This is a genomic window from bacterium (genome assembly GCA_021372775.1).
Classification (GTDB): Bacteria; Acidobacteriota; Polarisedimenticolia; order J045; family J045; genus JAJFTU01.
In genome coordinates this window covers 1-2,128 of record JAJFTU010000427.1, presented here as the reverse complement: position 1 = coordinate 2,128, position 2,128 = coordinate 1, and the positions used below count along the sequence as shown (strand labels likewise).

At 71.9% G+C, this 2,128-nt stretch carries 2 protein-coding genes; both read left to right on the top strand.

Going from position 1 to position 2,128, the window contains the following annotated elements:
• Positions 1-27 precede the first annotated feature (27 nt).
• Positions 28-1,011, top strand: a complete 984-nt coding sequence (locus LLG88_14770; protein MCE5248168.1) for a hypothetical protein — start codon at positions 28-30, stop codon at positions 1,009-1,011.
• Positions 1,012-1,221: 210 nt separating this feature from the next.
• Positions 1,222-2,128, top strand: a 907-nt coding sequence (locus LLG88_14765; GenBank protein MCE5248167.1) for a hypothetical protein, incomplete at its 3' end; no start/stop codon positions are given.

The following is a 2,128-nucleotide window of genomic DNA, read 5'->3' as shown; positions in this document are numbered from 1 at the left end:
GGGCGCCCGACGACAGGGAGAGGCGGCATGAACGTGCTCTTCGGACCGTCGGCGGTGCGCGTCCAAGTGCGCGCAGGGCTTTATCTCGTCTGCGCGATCTTCGCGATCTCGCTCCTTTGGCTTCCGTTCGGTTTGATCTTCGCGCGCACGACCTATGGCCCCAACTTCCACCTCGTGGCGACGTCGTGGACGGTGACCAGCGTGCTTTGGATCGTCGGCGCGCTGTTGCTGCACGGCGCCGCCCGACTGGTCGCCGCGTCGCGACGCAGGGAGGCGCGGCGGGTGCGCGTCGCGGCGGCGACGCTGGGCGCGGCCGCGCTGGCCTACTTCGCCTTCGGTCTGCGCGCAAGGGGGCTCGGACAGGAACCGGCGGTGGAGACGATGCTCACCGGGCTCGGCGGAGCCGTCCTTGCGTTCCTCGCCGTGGCGCGCGGCGGCGCTCTCCTCTGGTGGCTTTCGACGGCGGAAACGGCGCTCGCCGCGCCGCGGATGTCGCGCGGCCTCTATTTCGCCGGCGCCGTCTGCGCGGGAACGTCCCTTCTGTGCGGGGTGGTCAACACTACGTATCCGGCAAACAGCGCGCCGGCCCCGACCTTCCTATTGGCGCCGATGGCGTGGGCGGCGGCCCTCGGCTGCGCCGCGGCGCTCGCCATGCAACTGGCGTCTCGCGCCCCCACGCTTGTCCGCGGCGCGGCGGCCGCCATCGCGGCGGCGCGCGCCGGCGACGTCGCCGAGGCCCGGCCCCCTCGCAAGTCGTTTCCCGCCCGCTTGCTGGAGTTCGTCGTCGGGTTCTTCGGGTTTCAGATCGGCGTCGCGCTCGTCCTCGCCGGCTCGGCGCTGATCGGCGACCTTGCATTCCAGATCGCCGTGTTCGTCGTCGTCGCCGGATCGATCATGGCCTTCGTCGTCTTGCTGCGCAGGGGCCGGACTGCCGCGGCTCTGGGCGGGCTCGCCGCGTTGGTGGTCGCCCCATTGGTCTTGATGGGTGCCTGCACCGTGCTCTTCTTTTGAACTGAGGGGATGCCGCGACTTCGCGCCTTGCCGCGGGCCGGCGCGCGGTTCGCGATCGTCGCGTGGACGTTCGTCGTCCCCCCGACGTCCCGTGTCGCCATCGTTCGGCCGGGGCGCGGCGCGCGTCCCAGAAAGACGCCCTTTAGGGTTACCCTGACGAACATCGGGCGCGTCCGGCGGCGGATTCGGCGCGCGGCGGGGAGGGGCGGCATGAGCTTCGCTTTCGGCAAGACGGCCGGCCGATGGGTTCGGCGCGGGCTCTATCTTCTCTGCGCGATCTTCCTTGTCTCGTTGGTCTGGCTTCCGTACGAGTTGCTCCTCTTCGGCCCGATCTCCGGCGACACCGCCCGCCTCGGAACGTTCGAGCGGACGCTGATCGACGCGCTGTGGATCGTCGGCGCCTCGATGCTCCTCGGCGCCCGCCGGCTGGTCGCCGCGACGCGCGGCGGGGAGGCGAGACGGCTGGGCGTCGCGTCGGCGGCGCTGCTCGGCGCGGCGATCGTCCACTTCGCGCCAACACTGGCCGAGCGGGCGCTCGGGCGGGCGCTCGCGTCCGACGACATGTTCTCCGTCGTCGGCTTCGTCCTCGCGCTCGTCGCGGCGGCGCTCGCGGGAGCGCTCTTCTGGTGGCTCCGCACGGCGGAGGAAGCACTGGACGCCCCGCCGGCGCCGCGCGGCTTGTATTTCGCGGGCGCGGCCTGCGCGGGAACTTCCGTTTTCTGCCAAGCCCTCGTCTCGGCGTTTTCGCAGGACTTCGCCCCGGCCTCGATTCTCGGCCTCGCGCCGCTGGGATGGACGGCGGCGCTCGGCTGCGCGGCCGCGCTCGCGCTGCGGCTGGCGCGCCACGCGCCGGCGTTCCTCCGCCTCGCGGAGCGGAGGAAATGGAACGCGGAGCGCGACGCCGCGACGGGGGAGCCGGGCGACGACGCGAGTACCGCGACGAAGCCGAGGTTGTTCCCCGCCCGCCTGATGGAGTTCGCCATCGGGTTCTTCGCGTTTCTAGGCGGCATAGCGCTCATCTTCGTCGGCGTCTCGTGGTTCGCCGGTTCCGAATCGTTGGCACCGGTCTGGGCCACCGGCGGCGCGGCCGTCGTGGCCTTCGCCATTTTGATGCGCA

Coding starts and splice junctions, on each gene's coding strand:
- LLG88_14770 (MCE5248168.1), top strand. CDS start 28: ATGAACGTGCTCTTCGGACCGTCGGCGGTGCGCGTCCAAGTGCGCGCA.